A 20667-nucleotide genomic window follows, 5' to 3' on the forward strand; every position below is an offset into this window, starting at 1 on the left:
AGCTCGCCGTACCTCATCTCGCTTTCATGGCGGGGACCGGACTGATGCGTCGGCATTTCAGTCCGATTACGCGGGTTCCTGCTCGAACGTCGGATAATCGGTGTAGCCCTTGGCACCAATGACGCCATAGAAGGTCGACCGATCGGGCTCGGTGAGCGGCCAGCCGTTCTTCATCCGCTCCACCAGATCGGGGTTGGAAATGAAGGCCGTGCCAAATGCGATCAGGTCAAGTTCTCCCTTCGCGAGTTCGGCTTCGGCCAGCTCCTGTGTGAAGCCGCCGGCGCCGATCAGCGTGCCCTGGTAGGCCTTGCGGAAAGCCGCACCAAAGCCCTCCGGTGTACCGGCAGCGGAGATAGTCGTCTGATAGTTCAGGTGCACGAACGCCAGCTTTCTTTCGTTCAAGGCAGAGGCCATGCTCGCCCATGCATCCGCTTCGCCTTCGAAGGCCTCCATATCGTAGATGCGCCCGAACGGCGAGATGCGCACGCCTACCTTTTCACCGCCAATGGCGTCCGCCAGAGCGTCGATCGTCTCGAGCAAAAAGCGCTGACGATTAGCGATGGAACCGCCATACTGGTCGGTGCGGGTATTTAGCTTGCTGCTCAGGAACTGGTCGAACAGGAAGGCATTGGCTGCCATCACTTCCACACCATCGAAGCCTGCGTCCATCGCCCGACGCGCGGATGCAACGAAGTCCTGAGTGACACGCTGCACTTCTGCCGTGGTCAGCGCACGCGGCACGCTCGGGAGGACCGGGCCTTCCTTGCCGGGTTCGACCCATGCGTAGACCATGGTCGTGGTCGCCGGCACTTCGCCCGACGACACCGGAGCCGCATTGCCAGGCTGGATGGAAACGTGGGACAGCCGGCCAACGTGCCAGAGCTGGGCAAAGATTTTGCCGCCCTTTTTGTGCACGGCATCGGTGACTTTTCGCCATCCTTCCGTCTGCTCGTCGGTGTACAGGCCCGGCGTATACAGATAGCCGCGACCCTCTTCGGACACCGGAAGACCTTCGGTGATGATCAGGCCGGCAGAAGCACGCTGCGCGTAGTAGAGCGCGGTGAGGTCGTTGGGAATGTTATCGGGCGTACGCGTGCGCGTCATCGGTGCCATCACGACGCGGTTGGCGAGCTGCGTCCCGGAAAGATCGTAGGGCGTAAACAATTTACTCATCATGTTGCTCAAAATGAAGGTGCGCCAGGGCGCTGGTTAAGTGTCGCGCTGAATGCGAAATGAACTGGACGGTTATCGAATCGCGGTGGATCGCTGCTTCACGCGGATATTGAACAAATCCGGAAAATTGGCTCCCCTATGAATCGGGCGCCGCCGCCTAGCCAGCACATCCGTCGATGCTGCAACTCATGCCTCCGGTGTCTGCGCTTTCGTCCGGTACGTTCTCGGCGGAGTCGATCAACGCTTTTTCGAACACAGCGACTTCACGTGCGCCCGAGAGGTACGTTCGGTTGTTGAAGACAAACAGCGGAACGCCGTTTGCGATCCGATTCGCTTCTGCTTCATCTCGCGCGATTTCGGACACCATCTCGCGATCGTCGAAGGAGAGCGACGCAGCAGAGATACCGATGTTCTTCGCAAGCTCGACGAGGGCGGCTCTGTCGAAGATGTCAACACCGTCGGTCGTCGCGGCCCGGTAGATCGCTTCGATCAATCGTTGTTTGTCTTCAGGCTTTTGGACGCTTTTGACGAGCAAGTGCGCGTCGCTCGTATCACCAAAGCGCATGGTCTCGAATCGATAGTTCAGTCCTTCCTGGGCGCCGGCCGAGCACACCGCATCCATCATTCTTTGCGCTGCTGCGGGGTTTCCGAACTTGGCATAAAGCGCGTCTGTAAAGCCAGTCGGAACCATGCCTCGCGCGAGACGGTAGGACTTGTGTGTCACGACAACGTCGACGTGCTGCGCCATGCCTTCTATCGCTTTTTCCAGGCGTCGTTTTGCGATCCAGCACCAGGGACAGACAAAGTCCGACCATACTTCTACATTGACCCGCTTCATATTTCATCCTCAGCTGGAAATTGCTGCTTGGTGGCGCTCCGCTCGCAGCGGCAGCGCCGGGCAGGACATTTACTCGCGGCCGAGCTGGTCCAGCGCGTCGAGCACATGCGTGCTATAGACCACAGCGGCACCGGCATTGAGATTGATGGCGACACCGAGTGCTTCCGCGACTTCTTCCTTCGTCACGCCGAGCTTGTTGGCTTCTGCCGCGTGAAAAGCGATGCAGCCGTCGCACCGTGTGGTGACAGCGACTGCCAGCGCAATCAGCTCCCGGGTCTTTGCGTCGAGATGATTTGTCTTGGCGCCGGCGGCACCAAGCAAACCGACGCCTTTGACGGTGTCCGGGGTGTACCGTGCAAGTTCATGCACGCGGCGGGTGACGGCGCCGATAGTTTCAGTCCAGTTTTCCATGGTTTCTCTCCAGATAACAACCAACTAGTTGGTAGGGTTTGGGGCCAAATAAAAGAGCCATGTTCACGTGGAAAACGGCTCTCACGATTGGTGCAACGATGAATAGCTTGGGGAATCGATTCCTTTTTATGCTGCGGAGACGATGAGACGGATAATGCCGCGGTCGAGCGTTTCGCCGTTCTTCATCGCCCACTCGACAAAGCTTGCTCCCTCAAGAACGCTCAATACCTGATGCGCCTTCTGGTAGCTTCCGACGCCAGCGGGGATCTCACCGTCGCCGATGCCCTTGTCGATGACCTTGGTCAGCCAGCGCAGTTGCAGCTCGAAAAACCGGTGCGTGAGCTTCTGCAGTTCGGGCGGCAAAGCAGCCATCTCGGCGGCAAGTGCACCGCAAAGCGGGAGCAGGCTTCCATCACTGCTGGCGCGAAAGGTCTCGAAAAATCCGTTCAAGCGACCCCAGAAGTCCTCATTCTCGCGGTCGATTCGCTCGAATGCTTCCACCACTCTCGCAACATAGGCTTCCACAATTGCAACGCCCAGATCTTCCTTCGTCGGGAAGTGGTGGTGAATGCTTGCCTTCCGGATACCAACGGTTTCAGCCAGATCCGCATAGCTGAACGCGGCATAACCCATCGAGCGCATCAGGCCTTCTCCAGCTTGAACCAGCGCGTCGCGCGTACCAACTGCCATGCATCCTCCGGCTCACTGCCAAACTCAATGAGGCGTAGTCTACCTACTAGTTGGTTTCTTGTCAAGCATAGCGGCGCACCTGGTCTTTTGCAGTTCCGCAGGGCGGCAAATTGTGTGATCAATCTCGTAGGAACACCGCAACCGCCGGGGTGAGAAAGTTTCTTGTGAAGCTACCAACTAGATGGTAGGCTTCTGGTGAGTTTCAATTTTCCCTGCGCGAGAGCGCCCCCAGGAGGACCACCAGATGACTACCCACCCGAACGGAATCGACGTGCCGGCTTTGCAGCAATTCGTGCAAGAGGTCGCCACGGACCCAACGAAGCGGAATGCACGCTTCAACGTCAAGACGAAATGGGCGCACCAGACGCGCTCCGTGGCAACCGTCAGCCACTATGAGCTGGGCGGGGTAACCCACCAGCGGCATTTCGAAATCGCAGCGGACGAACCCACGCAGCTTCTGGGTACGAATAGCGCGCCCAACCCGCAGGAACTGCTGATGGCGGCGCTCAATGCCTGTTTGACGGTCGGGTACGTCGTCAACGCCGCCGCGATGGGGATCACTGTCCACAGTCTGGAAATCGAGACGGATGGAGAGTTGGACTTGCGCGGTTTCCTCGGGCTCGACGAGAGCGTGAACCCTGGGTACGACGAAGTGAGCTACGTCGTTCGCCTGCACACGGACGCTTCGCGCGAGCGTGTCGAGGAGTTGCACCGGGTTGTGACGAAAACTTCGGTCAACCGCGCGAATTTCTCGAAGGCGATCCGCGTGGTCTCGACGCTCGAAGTCCGCGAAGGCTAACCGGCGCACGTATTGCGATGCCGGCCACGTCCCCGCGTTCTCCGGGGACGTGCTGATTCATGGACGCGGCAAAGCGGGTATTGGTGTGCTTTGGCACGGCCGCGCATGCGGAACCGGTCCAGACATTCAAATTAAGGAAATCAAAATGAACGATTTTTCAGGTAAGAAACTTCTTGTCGTCGGTGGCACCAGCGGCATCGGGCTCGCAACGGCCAAACAAGTACTGAAAAGTGGCGGTAGCGTCGTCTTGACGGGTAATAGAAAGGACAAGGCCGAAGCTGTGCGCGCCGAATTGAGCGGGCTCGGTCCGGTCTCCGTGATCGCGGCGAACCTCATGACCGAGGAAGGCATGAACGCCATCCGTGCGGAGATCAACGCGAATCACAAAGATATTTCGCTGTTGGTGAATTCTGCGGGCATCTTTGTTCCGAAAGCCTTCATCGACCACGAAGAATCTGATTACGACATGTACCTGTCGCTCAATCGCGCCACTTTCTTCATTACGCAGGACGTGGTCAGGAACATGCTCGCCGCGAAGCGCCAAGGCGCGATCGTGAACGTCGGGTCGATCGGCGCGCAGGCAGCGCTGGGCGACTCGGCGGCATCCGCGTATTCCATGGCGAAAGCAGGTCTGCACGCGCTCACGCGCAATCTCGCGATTGAACTCGCCGATGCGGGTATCCGGGTGAACGCTGTCTCGCCGGCGATCGTACAGACGTCGATTTACGAAGGCTTCATGGCGAAGGAAGACATTGCCGGTGCGATGAAAGCGCTCGATTCGTTTCATCCGCTCGGACGCGTCGGTACGCCCGAAGACGTTGCGAACACGATTGTCTTCCTGCTTTCGGACAAGACCTCGTGGGTAACGGGTGCCATCTGGAATGTGGACGCGGGGGTGATGGCAGTGCGCAAATGATGGCTGTTTGGAGGGATGCGCGCTAGCAGCTGATGTGCAACGGCAACGAGACGAAAGAAGGACCACCGCCACTTCCAGCGGTGGTCCAATAGGACATTGACGGAGCAGTCGACGCCTTCATGGAGGTCGAGCAAGGAGTGTGCGATGCGATTTGCAATCTATAAAAAGAATGGGCACCGCGGCATCGCGGTGGAGCACAGCGGGCAATGGTTCGGGCTGACCGCTGAGGACACCGCTTATCCGGGTCTGGATTCGCTGCTGGCGCAGGCGCCGACCTTGCCGAAGTTGCCGCGCGTCTCGCGCGTGGAGCGCCGGTCGATCTTGATGCAGTACGCGTACTGCCGCCGTTCGGGCGGCCCAACAAGATCCTCTGCGTTGGCTTGAACTACCTCGACCACTCGATGGAAACCGGGTTTGCGAAGCAGACTTATCCAACCGTGTTTGCGCGGTTCGCATCGAGCCTGATTGCTCACGACGAACCGATCGCGTTGCCGGCACAGTCGTCGCAACTCGACTACGAGGGCGAGCCGCTGGCGGTGATCGGCAAGGCCGGCCGCGGCATCACTCGCGAGCGTGCACTCGATCACGTCGCCGGTTATTCGCTTTTCAACGACGTCACGCTGCCTGATTACCAGTTCCGCACTCCACAGTGGACGATGGGGAAGAACTTCGACGGAACCGGAGGATTCGGGCCATGGTTCGTCACGGCCGATGAGCTGCCGCGCGGCTGCAAGGGGCTTCGGATTCAGACGCGCTTGAACGGTGCGGTTGTGCAGGAGGCTTCGACGTCGGACATGATCTTTGATGTCGAGACACTCGTCGTGCTGTTGAGCGAAGTGATGACACTTCAGCCCGGTGACCTTATCGTCACGGGTACGCCTGCCGGTATCGGGACGGCGCGCGAGCCACAGCTCTGGATGAAGGCCGGTGACATGTGCGAAGTCGAAATCGAGCAGCTCGGCGTGTTGCGCAATCCGGTCATGCCGGCGGTGATGTGTATAAGGCTGGACTAGGCCAAACGGACAGCGTTAGATCGTCTGACTCAGTTCGGCCACAAGCGGTCTGTCGTGATTGTGGACTACGTGTTCGCTTTAGTCCCGACTGCGGTCATTCAACTCGACATATAGGGGAGTGATCACATCGCTCCCCAAAGTGCCATTCGTGGCCGGCAGTTATGTCACTCCCATCGCGCGGGCCCCAAGCTCGCGGCCCGCGTATCCGGCGCTCACAGCATCGCCCCAAGTCTGCGGAACCACCCCTCCACCTCTCGTGCGGGATCCCTTTCGGCCAGCCGCTCCGCGGTCATCATGGGAAATGCCTTATCCGCGAGGCGTAGCTTTGCTTTTTCATCGCCCATAACCCCATCGTACTGTTGCTTCGCAGAGAAGGCTTCAGCGAAAATCTTCGGGACAGACTTCCCGTCGGCGCCGGGCTGATCGACGACGACAATCTCGACGCCAAAAGCATCCTTGATCGCATCCGCATGCAGATAGCATTCGATCTCGTGCTTGTTCGTTTGCACGGCCCAGGAGCCATCCGTGCGCAGGTTTACCTCAGCGACAGATTCCGCATACTTGGCCACGTCGCTGTCGTAGATATGGACCTCGGGACGATTGAGCGACCGGAGATAATGTTGTGTGACCCAATGCTTGAGCGTTGAGCCACCGAGCAATACGAAGGCAACTCGGTCATCCGAAGCTAGGTTCGGCAGGGTTGGGTCGGTCGAATGTAACGCCCGACTGAGCGATTTAAAGGCGGCCACGTCTGTCGGTCCTTCGACGCAAAGTAGGACTTTGACACGACTATCCGGCACGACACCGAGCGTTTCAGCCACCTGCCCGAATACGTCTGCGCCCTCCAGGATCACGGGTTGAAGAGCCGCGTCTCGCGTTACAAACCTGATACTGGCGGTAGGCAGATCCGACGCGAAGCCGGGGCTGTGCGTCGTGAGCAAAACCTGACATCCGGGCTCCAAAGCCAACGTCTTGAATGATTCTATAAGGATGCGCTGGTTGTTCGGGTGCTGTGCCGTCTCGGGCTCCTCGATCGCGTAAATGATGCTCCTGCTGGTGCCGGCCTTCAACCTGCGCTCCGCTTCCGCCTTGAAAAAGGCAACCAAGACAAGGCGACGGACGCCGCTGCCGCGCTTGTTTAGCGGAATGCCGTCGTCGGTGTCCATGCCGACCGAAAACAACCCGGTCCACTTGGCTGCAGTCGGTGGCATGAATTGCGGCGTCAGCTCCTTGGCAAGGTTGGGGTCGATCGTCTTCAAAGCTTCGTGAGTGATCTTCGCAATTAACTCGGCTTTCTCGCGAACCTTTTCCTGAATCCGGTTGATGTCGTCCTGCACTTCCGCGATGGCGGCTGCCACTGCTGCCCTCATTGGATTTTGTACCTCCCCGTCAGAATCGCGGCTGCTCCGGTCGCTCTGAAACAGCGCATACATCGGCAAGTAGTTTTCGAGCTGATCCCAGATCCGTTTGCTATCTTCCTTCGGCTTGGTGACAGGAAGAGCCACTTCCTGCAGTTCGAGGTCTTTCGCCGCCGCCCACAAGGCCCGCCGCATACCTGGATTCCCTTTAAGCGCGGCATCGAGCTTCTGGTCTTTTACAAGCTTTTGAAGATCTTTTTCCTTCAGATCAAGAAGGTCTGCAACCCCGGTTGCCGTCGGGTGATTCGCAAGGATATACACTTCGGCGGACGGCGTCTTCTTGCTGCAATCGAATACCTTTTGGATCTTCAGGGTGCCCTTGGCAGAGAGAAGGTATTCTGCTGCTAGAGTCGTCTCTGCCCCTGCGTCGAGGCTCAACTGGGATGGCAAATCAGAAAATTCGCAGGTGATAGAAACGAGGGGGGCGCCGCTGTAGATGTTCGCGTCACCCTGTTCTATCTTGACAGTTTCGTTGTTGAAGAAGATCTCCAGCGCCTCGAGGACCGAGGACTTTCCTATGTCATTTTTCCCAACAAAAGTCGTCAGGTCCGCCATCGATACCGTGGTCTCTTCACGGTAGCAACGGAAGTTTTTTATCGAAACAGATTCCAGTCTCATCTCGGCCTCCTTATTTGTAGCCCGACAGTTCGAGCCGTCAAATATTACTCTGAGTTGGACGGCGGACCTCTGAGCGCAGCGAACAGAGACTTGGCCGACGGTTGCCGGCAAAAATCACGCCTTCGCGGCCCAGTTCGAGGAGTGGTCACGTGGGATCCGAGAGCGGCGCGTAACGAGCATCCATATTCAATGCCGTATATTCCACAGCCGTGGATAACCGCTTCGACAACGGGATATCAGATAACGCATGGAACGGCTGGAGTTGCGGTCACGCAGAGGTAGGGGGAATTACAATGCAGCTCATAATGCCGCCCGAACAAGATCATTCAAACACTACTTGGCGATCGCGGAGTGGGCGCACCAAGACCTCAATCGACAAACGAAAGTCCTGGTGGCGCCACCGCTCAAGTTCGTGCGGTCGACGTCGTAGGTATCGTCTATAGCAACCGGAACCGCCGAACGCCCGCATCAAGCCAACGTTATGAGCCACTTTGACGAGCTACCGCGTCGTGACGGTAATCACGAGATCGAAGACGAAGCGATTGCCGCCTTCCAGATGCGGCTCACCGATAGTGGCGCTTTCATCCTTCAGGCGCAGGACCGCAAGGACTACGGAACGGACTGCCAGATCGAGGTGGTGGCTGATGGGCATGCCACCAACGCCCGGGTACACGTCCAGCTAAAGGGCACTGAGAGTGCGCTGAACGCCGACGGTTCGCTCAGTGTCGAAGTTCGCCGCACGAACCTCAACTATCTGCTTATGCAGCCCTACAGCGTTTACGTTGCCTATCACGCACCGACAGGCTCCTTACGCATTCGCACGGCGGAAAGTGTTGCCCGTCAATATGAGCATAGCGGGAAAAACTGGACCGACCAGCGGTCGCTGACTGTCTCTTTCGTTGAGGAGCTAACGATTGAGTGCCTCGGCCGGCTCGCGGCTCTCGCCCGTGCCGGGGCAAAGTCATCACGCGATCGGCGCGTAGGCCAAGTCGGGATGGCCGCGGCGGACCTATCCAGTCACGTCCTGGAGTCACCTCCGGATATTCACGTTCCCCAGGAGACAGCCCTGGCGCGCAAGCTGCTCGTACAACTCTACGAGAAGAACGCCGACGAGGTGATTAGCGTCGGCTTCGCCAAGTTCGAGGCCGTTTTCGGCGTTGGCAGTGACGAAATGGGCGTTTGCTACATGGCCGAAATCAACCTCGGCATGGATGGCATGAGCCGGCACCCAGAGAGGATCGAGGAAGCCATCAGTTTTTTTCGGATCAGGCTTGCAGATGATCGTTATCAAATCGGCGACCTGCACTACACGATCGGAAACGCCTTCCATGCTCTCGGTAACGAGCAAGAAGCAAAGCGGGCTTTCGAAGCCGCGCTCGCCGATCCTGCGCTCGCTGCCACTTCCGAACTAGCCGCTCAGATCCACAAAAACCTCGGCTCCAGTTGCGCTGTGCTTGGCGACGATGGGCAGGCGGTGGCTCACTACCGCGAAGCTTTGCGGTTGAATCCCGATCTAGCGGAGGCCCACAACTCCCTGGGCACCCACTACGTTCGTTTGGGCAAGTACGAGGACGCTTTGCGTCATCTCGACCAAGTCATCTTCTCGGATCAAAAGCAGGGCAGGACTTCTGCGGTCATCGGCTGGCGCGCCAACGTTCTTTTCAATCTCGGCGACGGCCGCGCTGCGTTTCGCGAGATCAATGGCCTGGTAGCTCAGGCTGACCGCTTCCGTTGGATTTGGCCGTGGTGTTGCCGTCTGGTCGCGGCCTTCGGACGCGTGAATGTGGACAACGCCCGTCAAGCGTTGCCCTTCTGGCAACGCTACGTGAGGGCGAACCCTGAGGATCCCGCCGGAAATTGGGAACTTCTCATGACGACGTTCTATCTGCGCGGCCGAGGAGAGGATGTCTCGAAAACCTATAGTGAATTCCGCGAGGAATTCGATAGGCACATCGCCCACATCGCCCCCGACGATGCCGCGCTGCCTTGGGATCGTCTGGGCCACTGGGCGCAGGATGACCAGGACTGGGCGGAGGCGGTGCGCTGCTTTCGCAAGGCGTATGAATTGGCGGGCGGCGAATACGGCTATTGCATGGCGATTGCCCTCATGGAACTGGGGCGGTTCGATGAGAGCGTGCCGCTCCTGCTGGAACAGGCTCAGACCATTCAACCGGATGCCAAGAGCTGGTTTCAGCTGGCTGCAGCTTACGCCTCCCTTAGCAGGTGGTCAGAGGCGATCGACGCCTACGAGAGGACGCTTAGGCTCGACCCAGACGATGCCGTGGCGATGTTCGACCTTGGCGGCGCCCACTGGAATAGTGGTGATGCAGCGACGGCGCTGGAGATTTGGACGGCTGCGATAGAACGTTTCCCTAACCATGAACTCAGCGCCAAGTTTGAGCGCGATTTCCCGTCGTTGTTTAGTGATCCGGATACCGGCCAACCCGCCGATGGCGCTCGGTAGAGGTCTCGCGCTTGGGAAAGTCGCACGGTCAGGACCAGGCACCCTAGCCATTCGCGCAGCCCAAATTCTGCCCGACTCCGGGCAGGTCCTCCGGTTGGGCCTGTACCATCTAGGCGATAGAGGCGTGGCCGCCAGTCGGCCAACACCGGACTTTGGCCTGGCGCTGCGACACCACTTGGCCAGCGCCTCAAACCGTTAGTGACTGCAGCGTCTCGTGCAAATGTCTCATATCGGTGACGCAGCGGACCGCCGCCAAAGCCGACCAAATGGCCCGGACGGGTCGATCACTTCCGGCTCCGGAAACTCGCGAGCTCTCTCATACAAGGCGCACGCAAATACAGCACCTCACCAAGCTCTTGTTCTGGATATCATCCTAGCCGGTGGAGGCGAACTCGAATAGTCTTGGATGACCTGTACGTATAGTTGAATGAGACGATCGCCCCTAGCACGATAATCCGGCGTAAACACGTCGGTGGCAATGCCATCCCGTCGGGGCGCGTGCTTAAGTCTCGCGTCTCATCGATCCAATTTATCCTGCCTGCTTCGCAAAGTATGCAGCGGCCTTCTCGAGCATATCTCGCTCCTCCGTTACACGGAGCAGCTCCGCCCGAAGCCACTGAATTTCGGACGACTCCTCGGCGGTGGCGTTCTCCGCAGGATGTGGCGCATGCCGCTCCCTGACCCAGCGATGCAGGCTCCACGTTGACACACCCAACCTAGCGGCGACCTGCTTTACGGATGCGCCAAGTTCCACTACTTGCCGCACCGCTTCAGCTCTGAACTCGTCCGTATATCGCTTGCCAGTCGGGCTCTTTCTACGTGTTTCGTCACGAGAGCGCTGCGCGCTTCCCACGCGAGGGAGATCGAGGTCACGCTCTCCTTGGTGCTTGGAGAGCACGCGCTCAATAGCTATCAACACTTTCGAGGATTCCGAAGCACGACCATGTCGGCTCGGCGCTGACGCGCTACCGCGCACCAGATGTGCGGTGTCTTTCATAAAGCAACAAACAAGATGGAGAGGCGGACCTAGTCGGAGCAACGGCAGATTCTGATACCGCCTCACGATCGAAGCCACGCTAAAAATGGGTCGTAAATGCCGTGGCCAACATTGGATGATAACCGGACGATACCCGGATGGAAAGGGTATCGGGACGAAACGACGCAGAAGCGCACCTTAAAGCGTTGGGGCGCTCTATTCGAGCTCGTCGAGAAATCCTGGACATCTCACAAGAGTCACTCGCGCACCTCGCGCAAATCGACCGAAGTCACATGGGAAAGATCGAGCGGGGCGAGCGAAACGTAACGCTCTTGAATCTCGTCAAGATCGCCCGAGCGCTCGCGTGTCAACCCTCTGAGTTGCTTCAAGCCGCTGGGCTTTAAGCCACGGTGTCACTCTCTTCGCGTCACAAGTCACGTCCAGTGCACTCGGCCTGAGCCCAGCAGCACCACACTCAGTCACATTTCTGCCTTGTAAGTCATCAATACTTCATCAGCGTCACACTCTAAACGAGGAGTGAGCGATGCACGCGAGGCACTTCTGGTCGATCAAGTACGTCTACGTTCGCGAATTTCCGCATCGCCGCTTTCCGCTCGTATTCCTGAATGGTGAGCCGGGCTACGTGATCAATGAGTGGATCACCCACATGCTCGACGGCGGCATCGAGCAATCGTTACTTGAAGAGCGGATCCGCGCTGTCCTACACCTTCACGACTTTTGCTGGGCACGCCACGGCCAGAACGCCCTGACCGAACAGGATGCTCATTCGCTGGTCGGCGAATTTTTGACAGCCAAGAAGCTGGGTACCGATAGGCCAGACGGATCCTATCCACTAGGCCTGTTCTGGCGCCCGGTGCGGCGCACGACGATATTGAAATATCTTGCGGCCCTGAATGCGTTCGATACATGGCAGGCAGCCTTCCATGGCTCCAAGCGCCTGAACCCCGCTGAGCGACGGTTGATGACAGCCTGGGAGTTGTACTCCGAGTTCCGCCGGCGGGAACGTTGGGATCCGATGCTTCACTTATTTCCGGCTCGGCGAAAGGAAAAATCCGTCCATCTTCATCACGCTCCGCATTGGCATCGGCGCCTTCAGCGGTCATCACGCTCCACTCCCAAGTGCTTCCCGCTAGCGGCGTTTGTGGATTTGGTCGAGCAATGCAACAACACGCGCGACAAGATGTTGTACCTACAGATGTTTGGATTGGCACTTCGAACTTCGGAGCTTCTTCATCTGTACACCGAGGATGTTTTCGGGATCGGTCGATATGGTGAGGCTCGCATCCGGCTCGATGACCCGGAAACAGGTTTGTGGAACTGGCGGGACTCGCAAGGTAAGCATCGATCGACCACCCGTGCCAGCTATCTCGAATCCAACTGGTCGAATGAGGAGTTCAAGGATGGGCACCCCGAGCTCCATCGACTTGTTCCCCGAACGCGCTATGGCCGCCGCGGTGGGATGTACGCGGGATTCAAGGGAATGACGTTCCACCTAGACTCGGGGCCCGATGCCACGTCTTTCGGCAACGAAGCGATATGGATTGATCCACGCATCGGCGTGTATTTTCTGAAGTGCTTCAAAGCATACATGGAGGAGCATTTCCACGGGAGACCGAAGCGATGGCCTTTTCACCCGTGGCTGTACATCCATTTGGACAGAGCGAGGTTCGGCTTGCCGATGTCGCTTCCAGCAGTGAAAAAAGCATGGAGCAGGAGCATGAAGCGGCTTGGGCTCGAAAGTCTGCATCTGGGTCCACATTCGTTGCGTCACCTCGCCGGCTTCTACTGTGCGAACATCCTCCGGCACCCTATCGAGACAACCCAAGTGCTCCTGCGTCACGCTCGTGTCGAAAGCACGCAGATCTACTACCACCTGACGAACGATACGGTTCGGCACGCGGTAGTCGAATCTGTAGCGCAACAGCACGATATCCCACCGAGCGATATGCCTGATCGGAGGGAGCGCACCTCGCTGGATTTGCCCTCCCATTGGACCCGTATCACTTAGTGTCGATGAGCCATCATGAGACTCCCGAAGGCCTTCTCCGCTCCGGCCGTGTCGCGAGATCAATCCTCGCTCCGAGTCACGCAAGGATTCTGGTCTCGCAGGGAAGTGCGATTCAACGCCGGAGACCAGGTCGTCATTCTCGACTCCTCGCTTACGGCCGCGCAAATCCGCAAGCTCTGTCTCCAGCTTTACAGAAAGCACCTTCGTGACGAGATCACCGCGCGATTTGACCGCTGCTTCGAATTGTCCGGTGGCTCCTTATCGCGAGCTTTTGACTCATCGACCTCGAATTTCCGTCTGTGGTTTCCGCTCATGCTGTTCAGAACTTTTCACCAACAGCTTCCCTCTGGGAAAAATCGTGATGCATTCACGTGGCAAGAGTTCGCCGCGTGGTTCAAAGAAAGTTATCCGAGTGGCATTGAACAGCAACGCGCCTTCGTGATCGACGAGGTCACTCAGTCGCTCAAGTATTCCTCCGACGGGATGCCGAGATTAAATGGTTCTTCCTCCTCTTGGCTACACCTTGGAAAGTCAGAATTTCTCCAGCTACTTGATGCATTGTCACAAGAGTCACTTGATACTGCAATTGAAATCCTCTGCGTTGCTCAGCAATTTAGCTGGAACAAACACCGCCATGGATATGATCTCAGCTGGGCGCGAAAGCACAACCGCCAAGTGCTAGCGCGTCTTAAAGCGTTCGCCATTCCGTGCGCAGCGCTATCCAGCATTCCCGACGGGATGTCATTGCTTAACGTCGCGAATGCCGCAGAGCTCACGTTGGTCAACCTTGTCCAACGTGGCTCAATACTTCTCCCGTCATCCCAAATGGCGTACCCGGAAGCCTGTCGAATCGCTGCGCCTCATTGGCCATGGAGCACGATAAAGCCACACTACCGACCGTTACTGCAACTGCTGATTTCATCGACTGATGTCCGTGACGTCAATGATGTCCCAGCACAACTGAGGAGTTGGCTTTCCGACTTCAAGGAGAGCCACTATGCCTACAGCCTGACCAAGCATCTCGTAGAGCCAGTGCAGCGTGACAATACCAAACTCAGTCCATGGCCCCTCAGCGGTCTTCACGGGGGCCGTCGACAAGGAGCAAAGGCGCAGAATGAGGTGTGGACACCTAGCGCTATCGGTAACAAGAGCGGCTCTGCATGGAGTCGATTTGCGGAGCTCGTTATCCAAACGAGTGAATCTGGAAGAGCAAGCACTCGAGCCTCACTACGCAGCATTGTTCAATGGGCGACACAAAGGGAAATCCGATCTCCTGCCGACATTACCATTCGTGACCTGATCGATCCGGCTGATCCGACAAGCAAGCTTACGTTCAAGTACTATCTCGCGAGCCGCATTCAGCAAGGGAAAATTTCAACCGGAACGGCGTGGGGATACTGGCATTCAACCGCTCATGCCTTTCGTTGCGTTGTCAACGCCCTAAAGCTTGCGCCAGACGCGGTGCTGCCTATCAACGAAAGTCCGTTCGAAGCCATCGAGAACCCGTTCAACATAAGCCAACAGCACAAGTCTTCTCGACGCCGGCTACCCAACAGCGTGCACGATGCAATGATCGATGTCCTTCTAGAGTCAGACGACACGGGAACACCGACATTTCGCTGGGCAAAGACCATCTGCCACGCGGACTGGTTCGAATGGCGATGTCACGTCAGCGGGCGAAGTGAGCCAGTATGGAGCCCGTCAAGGTGCGCACTTCTTGCTCTCTTACTTCTTCTACCGATTCGAGCAAAGCAGGCTCGGTGGCTAGATCGCGGCCTGCTAGACGAACATATCTGGGACGTCGGCCAACACCGATACGTCGTGAACAAGCACCCCCTCCGAAAGTGGCGGTACCCCGATGGAAGCACGCACCGTCAGCGATACGGGCGACCGAGCGGGGTACTTCAGCCACTCATTGATCCGATGCTGGAGGAAGAAGACCTCGGTATCTTTATCAATACCAACAAGACCCAAATGTGGGACCCCTCGAGTCGACGCGGATATGAACTTCCGTGGCCGAATATTCGAGAGGATCACGATTCCAGCATAGCGTCGCAAACTGCGCAGTGGTTGAACCGTCCATACACACTGATTGCGCAGCAGATCGACTGGATGAATCAGTACCACCCCGATCCAGTCCCCATCTCCTTCGTCGACTCGATTTCCGACAGGCTGCACGTCAATGACAAGTATGTTGACTTGTTGCCGGCATTTACACCGCTCTTCGCGGACTTAAGCAACGACTACTACAGGGACGACGGCAAGCAAACGCGCTACCACCAACCTGTATCGCACAACAAGCTTTATAAGTTGTTCAATGCGCTATCGATCGAGACCGAAAAGAGGCTCGCAGCCGAGGGACGAGTTGTAAGACTCACCCAGACGAGTACATCAAGCTCCAGCCATGAGGGGCGGGCCAGCATATACGAGATCCATGGACTTCGGGTCGCCGGAATCTCCCGTCTGATCGAGATGGGCGTTCCCGTCAGCATAGTCCAGGAGTTCATCGCTGGCCATGCCACCGCAGTAATGACGATGTATTACAGCAAGGCGGAGCCGGGCGCCTTCAAGGCAAGACTAGTGGAGGCCCTTCAGAACAGCGGGACGGCCGACGAGTGGGACTGTTACCGCGAGCCGTTGAGTGCTCAGCGAGCGCTGTGGACATTCAATCGACGATACGCTCGCCACCGTGACGATGACATTCTGGATCAGCCATCGAGCTGGAAGACCGTACCGGGCGGGATCTGCCCCGTGGGCGGCAGCGGATGCCATATCGGCATCCCGTCCGAGGAGGAAGATCCTGGCAAGATCGTCCGACACTACTCACCCGTGGAAGGCGGATGTGGTAACTGCCGCTTCTTCAGTACCGGGCCGGCGTTCCTCATTCATCAGGGCCTTGCGATGAATGAACTCATGCTTGAGCTCCGTCTCCTCGGCCGCGAGCGTAAAGCCCTGTACGACGCGTTGTCTGAGCTCGCATGGAAGGACGTTCCCGATCTCGCTGAGGCCGAGCGGCATAAATTGGTGTTTGACAAGCAACTGATCAAAGAGAAGATCGCCGACTTCGATCGAAAGAGCGAGCCCTTGATCCTTGAGTGGATCAATCGCTACCGCATGTATACCGAGTCGGCTCGCCTTGCGAAGGAATGGAGTGCGTTCAAACAGAAGTGCCCGCCAACGCCCGGGCACTTCTTGATGGTGGCAGGTGAGCACGACGACGAGTTGAGGCGTGAAGTTGAAGTGCGGTTTGAGAAGTCCGGCGACTTCGGGCTGGTCAGGAATATCCTCGACGCGGCGGTCATCCAAGGGGGGCTTGAGAAAGCGTCTAGCCTTTCGAAGGACGCATGTTCGCAATTTATGGACAGGATTCTTCGGACCGAAGACTGTCGCCACCTGCTAATGGATATCGGTGATGATCGGCTGCGCCATCGAGCAGCCTATCTTTTGGCCTACATGGTAGAGCATCTTGTCGGGTATGAAGGCGTCCAGAAATCGATCGACGGACGCACACCGCTTCCTCTCTCAGTAGAACAGCGCGATGAGTTTCATAGGTGGGTCGCATCAACGATTGCAGAAGCGATGCCATCAAGTCAAAAGGCCCTGTCGAATCAGTCGAAGCAACACGATAGGAGAATACGCCGTGGCTGATCAATTCGATGGAACGGCAGAACAGTTGCTGGCGCAATTGATGGAGCGGGTGGGTGCAAAGGCCCGAGTCAGCCTCGAACGTATCAAGGCCGCGTGCGACAGGATCGAAGCGATGCGAGGTCTCATGAACTACAGTCGCGTCGCCGCGACGGCGACTGATTTGTTCGGCGGACCACGTGCGCAAACGATTCAGAATAATCGGCATCTGAAGGCATACATCGCGACCCGGATCAGCGAGTATCAAGGCACTCGCTCGAAAGGTACATACCCCAAACCAAGGGAACAGGTTACGAATCAGACCACCAAGTATCCAGCTATTGATCTGGATGCCAAGACGCGCATGCACATCGATATTCTTAGAGAAAGTAATGAAATGCTTGCACGAGAGAACTTGCGATTGACGCAACTACTAGAGCAGGAATCACTGCGACGTCCTCTATCTTTGACTGAGGCATTTGGCCGTATTCCTACGGGGGAGCTAGCGCTGGATATCAGGCAAACAATCGAGCGCAGTGACTTCCCTCCGTGCTTACTTGATGCCTTGGAAGTCGTCTTCAACAAGCAACCTGTGAAAATCCAGATCCAGCGACGAGGACACTCCACTAGGCTTTCGTGTGAGGTAGACGGTATTGCTCAGACGTTACTCACACCAGCTCAATGGGTCGAAGTAGACCAGTGGGTACATACCGAGAAACACGAGAAATAGGAATTCGTCGCCTCTAGCTCGATCATGGGTTTCCGAACAACAACATCTCCAGCCCCGCTTGCTAGATCTGCCTGCATAGACGCCATTGGTATATCGCGGAGACGTAGAGCTATAATCGTTTTCGCTCCGTGATAACTGAGAACAAGGAGGCGTATGGGCGAGGGGGAATGGTTTGCCACCTTCTGCAGAAACCTGCGGATAGGGCGAGAGAAACGCGAATCCATCGCGTATAGGACTGCACGCATTGCAGCACAATTGAATCGTGACCTTCGTGGCCTCTCGTCAAGCATGGCAAATCGCTTTTACGCTGGATCATATGGCCGAAACACGGCTATCCCCAGCGTCAGTGATGTAGATCTCGTGTACGAGCTTCCCGCTTCACTGCATCAACGGTTCAACAATCATGTTGGTAACGGGCAATCAGCGCTGCTCAGTTTGATTAAAGCCTCTATTCGGAACACGTATCGAGTCACGGATATGGTCGGGGACGGGCAAGTTGTCGTGATCAGGTTCGATGACGGTACCCGATTCGACGTGTTACCCGCTTTTCTCAATATCGGCGGCTACTACACCTTCGCAGACTCGAACAGCGGTGGAAGTTGGCGATCATGTAAGCCTAAGCAAGAGATGGAAGCGTTTTCCTTACGTGACGGGATGTGCAATGGCAACCTCGTAGAACTGGGCAGAATGACGCGAGCCTGGCGTGATTGCTGCAACGTCGGGATAAGTGGCATGCTCATCGACACTCTGGCCTACCAGTTTCTCGCGACATGGGCGTATCGGGACAAGTCGTATGTCTACTACGACTACATGACGCGGGACTTCTTCCACTTTCTCGCAAACCTCAACATCAGCCAGGGATACTGGTTGGCCCCCGGTAGCAACTCCTACGTTTCACGTGGGCCGGTGTTCCAGCACAAGGCGCGCGCGGCCGAACTGCGCGCACTCGAAGCCATCGCTCACCAGCTTCGTGGTGAGAACTGGTCTGCTCGAAGAAAATATAGGGAAATATATGGAACCGCTTTCCCAGCGTAGCACGAACCTGGACACACCCGAGGTTACGCTCGATGGTCAGCTCCGCGAGATGTACGGGCGTGTCGCGTATTCCCACAAGACCCACGAAAAGATGGCGGATCGATATACCGCTCGACATCGTTTCTTCAAGGCAGTGGAAATTCTGCTGTCGGCAACCACTACTACCAGCCTATTGTTGGCCGTGTTCGGCGACACCCACGCTGGCACTGTCGTTGGTGCGGTATGCTCAACGATACTGCTTGGCGTAACGCTGTACTTTAAGGAAGCAAGTCTCGCGGAGAAAACTCAGAAACACACCGACGTCGCATCGAAACTTTGGGCCGTCCGCGAAGCATTACTATCACTTCTAGTGGACCTGAAGGATGGACGCGAGCTCGCCGAAGTCAGAGGGGAGCGTGACCGGATTAATACAGCGCTTGAGGCAATTTACTCTGTTGCGCCGCGAACAGATGGGACAGCTTATGTTGCTGCGCAGAATGCGCTCAAGGATGCTGAGGAGCTATCCTTCACCGATGAGGAACTTGATCGAATACTCCCTAGGCAACTGCGCAAATCTTCCTCGTGAAGAAGTATCCCGATCAGGAGAGCATCGACGCTATCGTGCTTGTCTGAGAGATGCCCTTCGAGGTCGCGCAGAGTTGCACAGCGAACGTGCGACGCGCATGCAAAATCTAATCCGACAGTTCGGGGTAGACGCTAGGTGATGATGGGGTGATTGGATACTTCCTCATGTAGTCCATCAAGCCATACTGCTCAATGAGATGCTTACCGTAATCGACAGTGAATATCATTGGCAGGTCAATTGGAGGGTGAGGTAAGCCGTGTCCGAGCGGCACTACTTCGATTTGGGATCCATACAACCGGGTCGCCATTCCGATGCCGCACGTTTGTTCGTGCCATGGGTGAGCCGAGAGCAAGAAACCATGATGTGTGTTGGGCAAGCCGGAAAATAACATCCTAAACGGAGCCTTTGCTTCGTTCGTGTAGGGAGGAATGGATGGCTTACCGGTCATGATCGATTTTTTAATGCTCTGAAAGGCTGGATGCCCAACATAGTCCGCCCCCAGGAGATGTCCCAGAATATTGAGCCCCGTCTTGGCGAGTACTCGGCCGGTCACGTCAAGTTGAAACGAGAAGCCAAGATTGACAAGTGGATTCTTGAGATCACTTTCCACAAGCGTCGATAGATCGAGGTTCTCACCAACTTTTCGGAATGCGGTCAGCGCACTGTCGAGCTGCAGGTCGCCTCTAAGACGCAACACTATTTGTCCATTCGGACGTCGGAAAAGCCTGCTGTTGGACGTGAATTTTCCGTGCTCATTTGGCACGATGGGAAGGTGCAAAAAGCAAGAAGCAGGTAGCTCGTCGGCGCCCACTTGATGGTGCTCAACGTAGCGCCCGCCTTCCCACACAAATGTTGCGATTTGGAACTTGTGTGTTGCTGTCTCGTCGAGCTTAGACGCACATGCGATCGATGATCCAAACCCTTCGTGAACCTGCGAAATGAACCGATTGAACTCCTCTTTGTTTGATCCCGTCACACTGCACTGATGCTCATCGACGAGAATCATCTGCGGAAGAATCGTCGCCTTACCTTCGTAGCCGATTTCCGCCTCGGCAGTATAGCCCTCAGGGGTAACAACGACCTTCGTTCCCGCGCCTAGTTTTGGAGGGTTTTTCTTGCTACCTCGCTTTCTCCCCTCTGCCTGCATAAAAATTCGGCCAATCGCCGTCGGCGAGTTCCGCAACCACTCGAGTTCAAGTGGTGAGAAAACAGTTGTATTGCACGTCTTGCAAACCATGTCGCGAAGTAGATACCGGTTATCGTCGGCACCTAGCCCCGCAGGAATCATATGCTCGTCACTGAATGGCCCGAGGCTCGAACAGTAAATGCATCTGCTCTCAACGCTTTGTATCGACATCGTGTGCGCCT

General features: G+C 56.8%; 16 protein-coding genes and 1 pseudogene. 10 read left to right on the forward strand and 7 right to left on the reverse strand.

Translation table 11 applies throughout. The features are described 5' to 3' along the window. Positions 1-66: 66 nt before the first annotated feature. The 4 genes from LMA02_RS14565 to LMA02_RS14580 form a co-directional block, all read right to left on the reverse strand. Complete coding sequence (locus LMA02_RS14565) at positions 67-1176, reverse strand: alkene reductase (RefSeq protein ID WP_228905766.1); 1110 nt, start codon at positions 1174-1176, stop codon at positions 67-69. A gap of 154 nt (positions 1177-1330) precedes the next feature. Further along, on the reverse strand, positions 1331-2011 hold the full coding sequence (locus LMA02_RS14570) for a DsbA family oxidoreductase (RefSeq protein ID WP_125380561.1): 681 nt from the start codon (positions 2009-2011) through the stop codon (positions 1331-1333). A 69-nt stretch (positions 2012-2080) separates the two neighbouring features. Then, complete coding sequence (locus tag LMA02_RS14575) at positions 2081-2422, reverse strand: carboxymuconolactone decarboxylase family protein (protein WP_125380560.1); 342 nt, start codon at positions 2420-2422, stop codon at positions 2081-2083. A gap of 126 nt (positions 2423-2548) precedes the next feature. Further along, positions 2549-3112 (reverse strand): TetR/AcrR family transcriptional regulator, encoded by a 564-nt coding sequence (locus LMA02_RS14580; protein ID WP_175673197.1) that lies wholly within the window; start codon positions 3110-3112, stop codon positions 2549-2551. A 244-nt stretch (positions 3113-3356) separates the two neighbouring features. Here LMA02_RS14580 and LMA02_RS14585 point away from each other — a divergent pair, with 244 nt between their 5' ends. From LMA02_RS14585 to LMA02_RS14595, 3 genes and pseudogenes are all read left to right on the forward strand, one after another. Next, entirely contained in the window at positions 3357-3911 is a 555-nt protein-coding gene (locus LMA02_RS14585; protein ID WP_012339017.1) for an OsmC family protein, read from the forward strand. 145 nt (positions 3912-4056) lie between these two features. Next, positions 4057-4827 carry an SDR family NAD(P)-dependent oxidoreductase gene (locus tag LMA02_RS14590; RefSeq protein WP_012339016.1) on the forward strand — a complete coding sequence of 257 codons (771 nt, stop codon included), beginning with the start codon at positions 4057-4059 and terminating at the stop codon, positions 4825-4827. 144 nt (positions 4828-4971) lie between these two features. Further along, positions 4972-5840, forward strand: a pseudogene (locus LMA02_RS14595) (fumarylacetoacetate hydrolase family protein). 212 nt (positions 5841-6052) lie between these two features. Here the strand turns inward: LMA02_RS14595 and LMA02_RS14600 are convergent. Then, positions 6053-7876, reverse strand: a complete 1824-nt coding sequence (locus LMA02_RS14600; RefSeq protein WP_175673196.1) for an ATP-binding protein — start codon at positions 7874-7876, stop codon at positions 6053-6055. A gap of 481 nt (positions 7877-8357) precedes the next feature. On the opposite strand from LMA02_RS14600, the gene LMA02_RS14605 reads away from it, so the two are divergent. After that, positions 8358-10340 (forward strand): tetratricopeptide repeat protein, encoded by a 1983-nt coding sequence (locus LMA02_RS14605; RefSeq protein ID WP_175673195.1) that lies wholly within the window; start codon positions 8358-8360, stop codon positions 10338-10340. Between the two features lie 529 nt (positions 10341-10869). Here LMA02_RS14605 and LMA02_RS35545 read toward each other — a convergent pair. Then, positions 10870-11193, reverse strand: a complete 324-nt coding sequence (locus tag LMA02_RS35545; protein WP_392842763.1) for a transposase — start codon at positions 11191-11193, stop codon at positions 10870-10872. A gap of 281 nt (positions 11194-11474) precedes the next feature. On the opposite strand from LMA02_RS35545, the gene LMA02_RS14610 reads away from it, so the two are divergent. From LMA02_RS14610 to LMA02_RS14635, 6 genes are all read left to right on the forward strand, one after another. Then, on the forward strand, positions 11475-11720 hold the full coding sequence (locus LMA02_RS14610) for a helix-turn-helix domain-containing protein (RefSeq protein ID WP_038778919.1): 246 nt from the start codon (positions 11475-11477) through the stop codon (positions 11718-11720). 140 nt (positions 11721-11860) lie between these two features. Next, positions 11861-13345, forward strand: a complete 1485-nt coding sequence (locus LMA02_RS14615; RefSeq protein ID WP_175673193.1) for a tyrosine-type recombinase/integrase — start codon at positions 11861-11863, stop codon at positions 13343-13345. A gap of 15 nt (positions 13346-13360) precedes the next feature. Then, a complete protein-coding gene (locus LMA02_RS14620; protein WP_228905768.1) occupies positions 13361-16993 on the forward strand; it encodes a VPA1269 family protein in 3633 nt (1210 codons plus the stop codon). Continuing rightward, positions 16986-17699: a hypothetical protein gene (locus tag LMA02_RS14625; RefSeq protein WP_175673191.1), complete on the forward strand. Its 714-nt coding sequence runs from the start codon at positions 16986-16988 to the stop codon at positions 17697-17699. Before LMA02_RS14620 ends, LMA02_RS14625 begins: the two co-directional genes overlap by 8 nt. Positions 17700-17852: 153 nt before the next feature. Next, positions 17853-18734, forward strand: a complete 882-nt coding sequence (locus LMA02_RS14630) for a nucleotidyltransferase (protein ID WP_175673190.1) — start codon at positions 17853-17855, stop codon at positions 18732-18734. Next, complete coding sequence (locus LMA02_RS14635; RefSeq protein WP_175673189.1) at positions 18712-19299, forward strand: SLATT domain-containing protein; 588 nt, start codon at positions 18712-18714, stop codon at positions 19297-19299. The genes LMA02_RS14630 and LMA02_RS14635 overlap by 23 nt, the downstream gene beginning before the upstream one ends. Before the next feature lie 106 nt (positions 19300-19405). Here LMA02_RS14635 and LMA02_RS14640 read toward each other — a convergent pair whose 3' ends face one another. After that, on the reverse strand, positions 19406-20656 hold the full coding sequence (locus LMA02_RS14640; RefSeq protein ID WP_228905769.1) for an HNH endonuclease: 1251 nt from the start codon (positions 20654-20656) through the stop codon (positions 19406-19408). Positions 20657-20667: the final 11 nt, after the last annotated feature.

The sequence above is a fragment of the Burkholderia sp. B21-005 genome, from assembly GCF_020843965.1.
Classification (GTDB): domain Bacteria; phylum Pseudomonadota; class Gammaproteobacteria; order Burkholderiales; family Burkholderiaceae; genus Burkholderia; species Burkholderia ambifaria.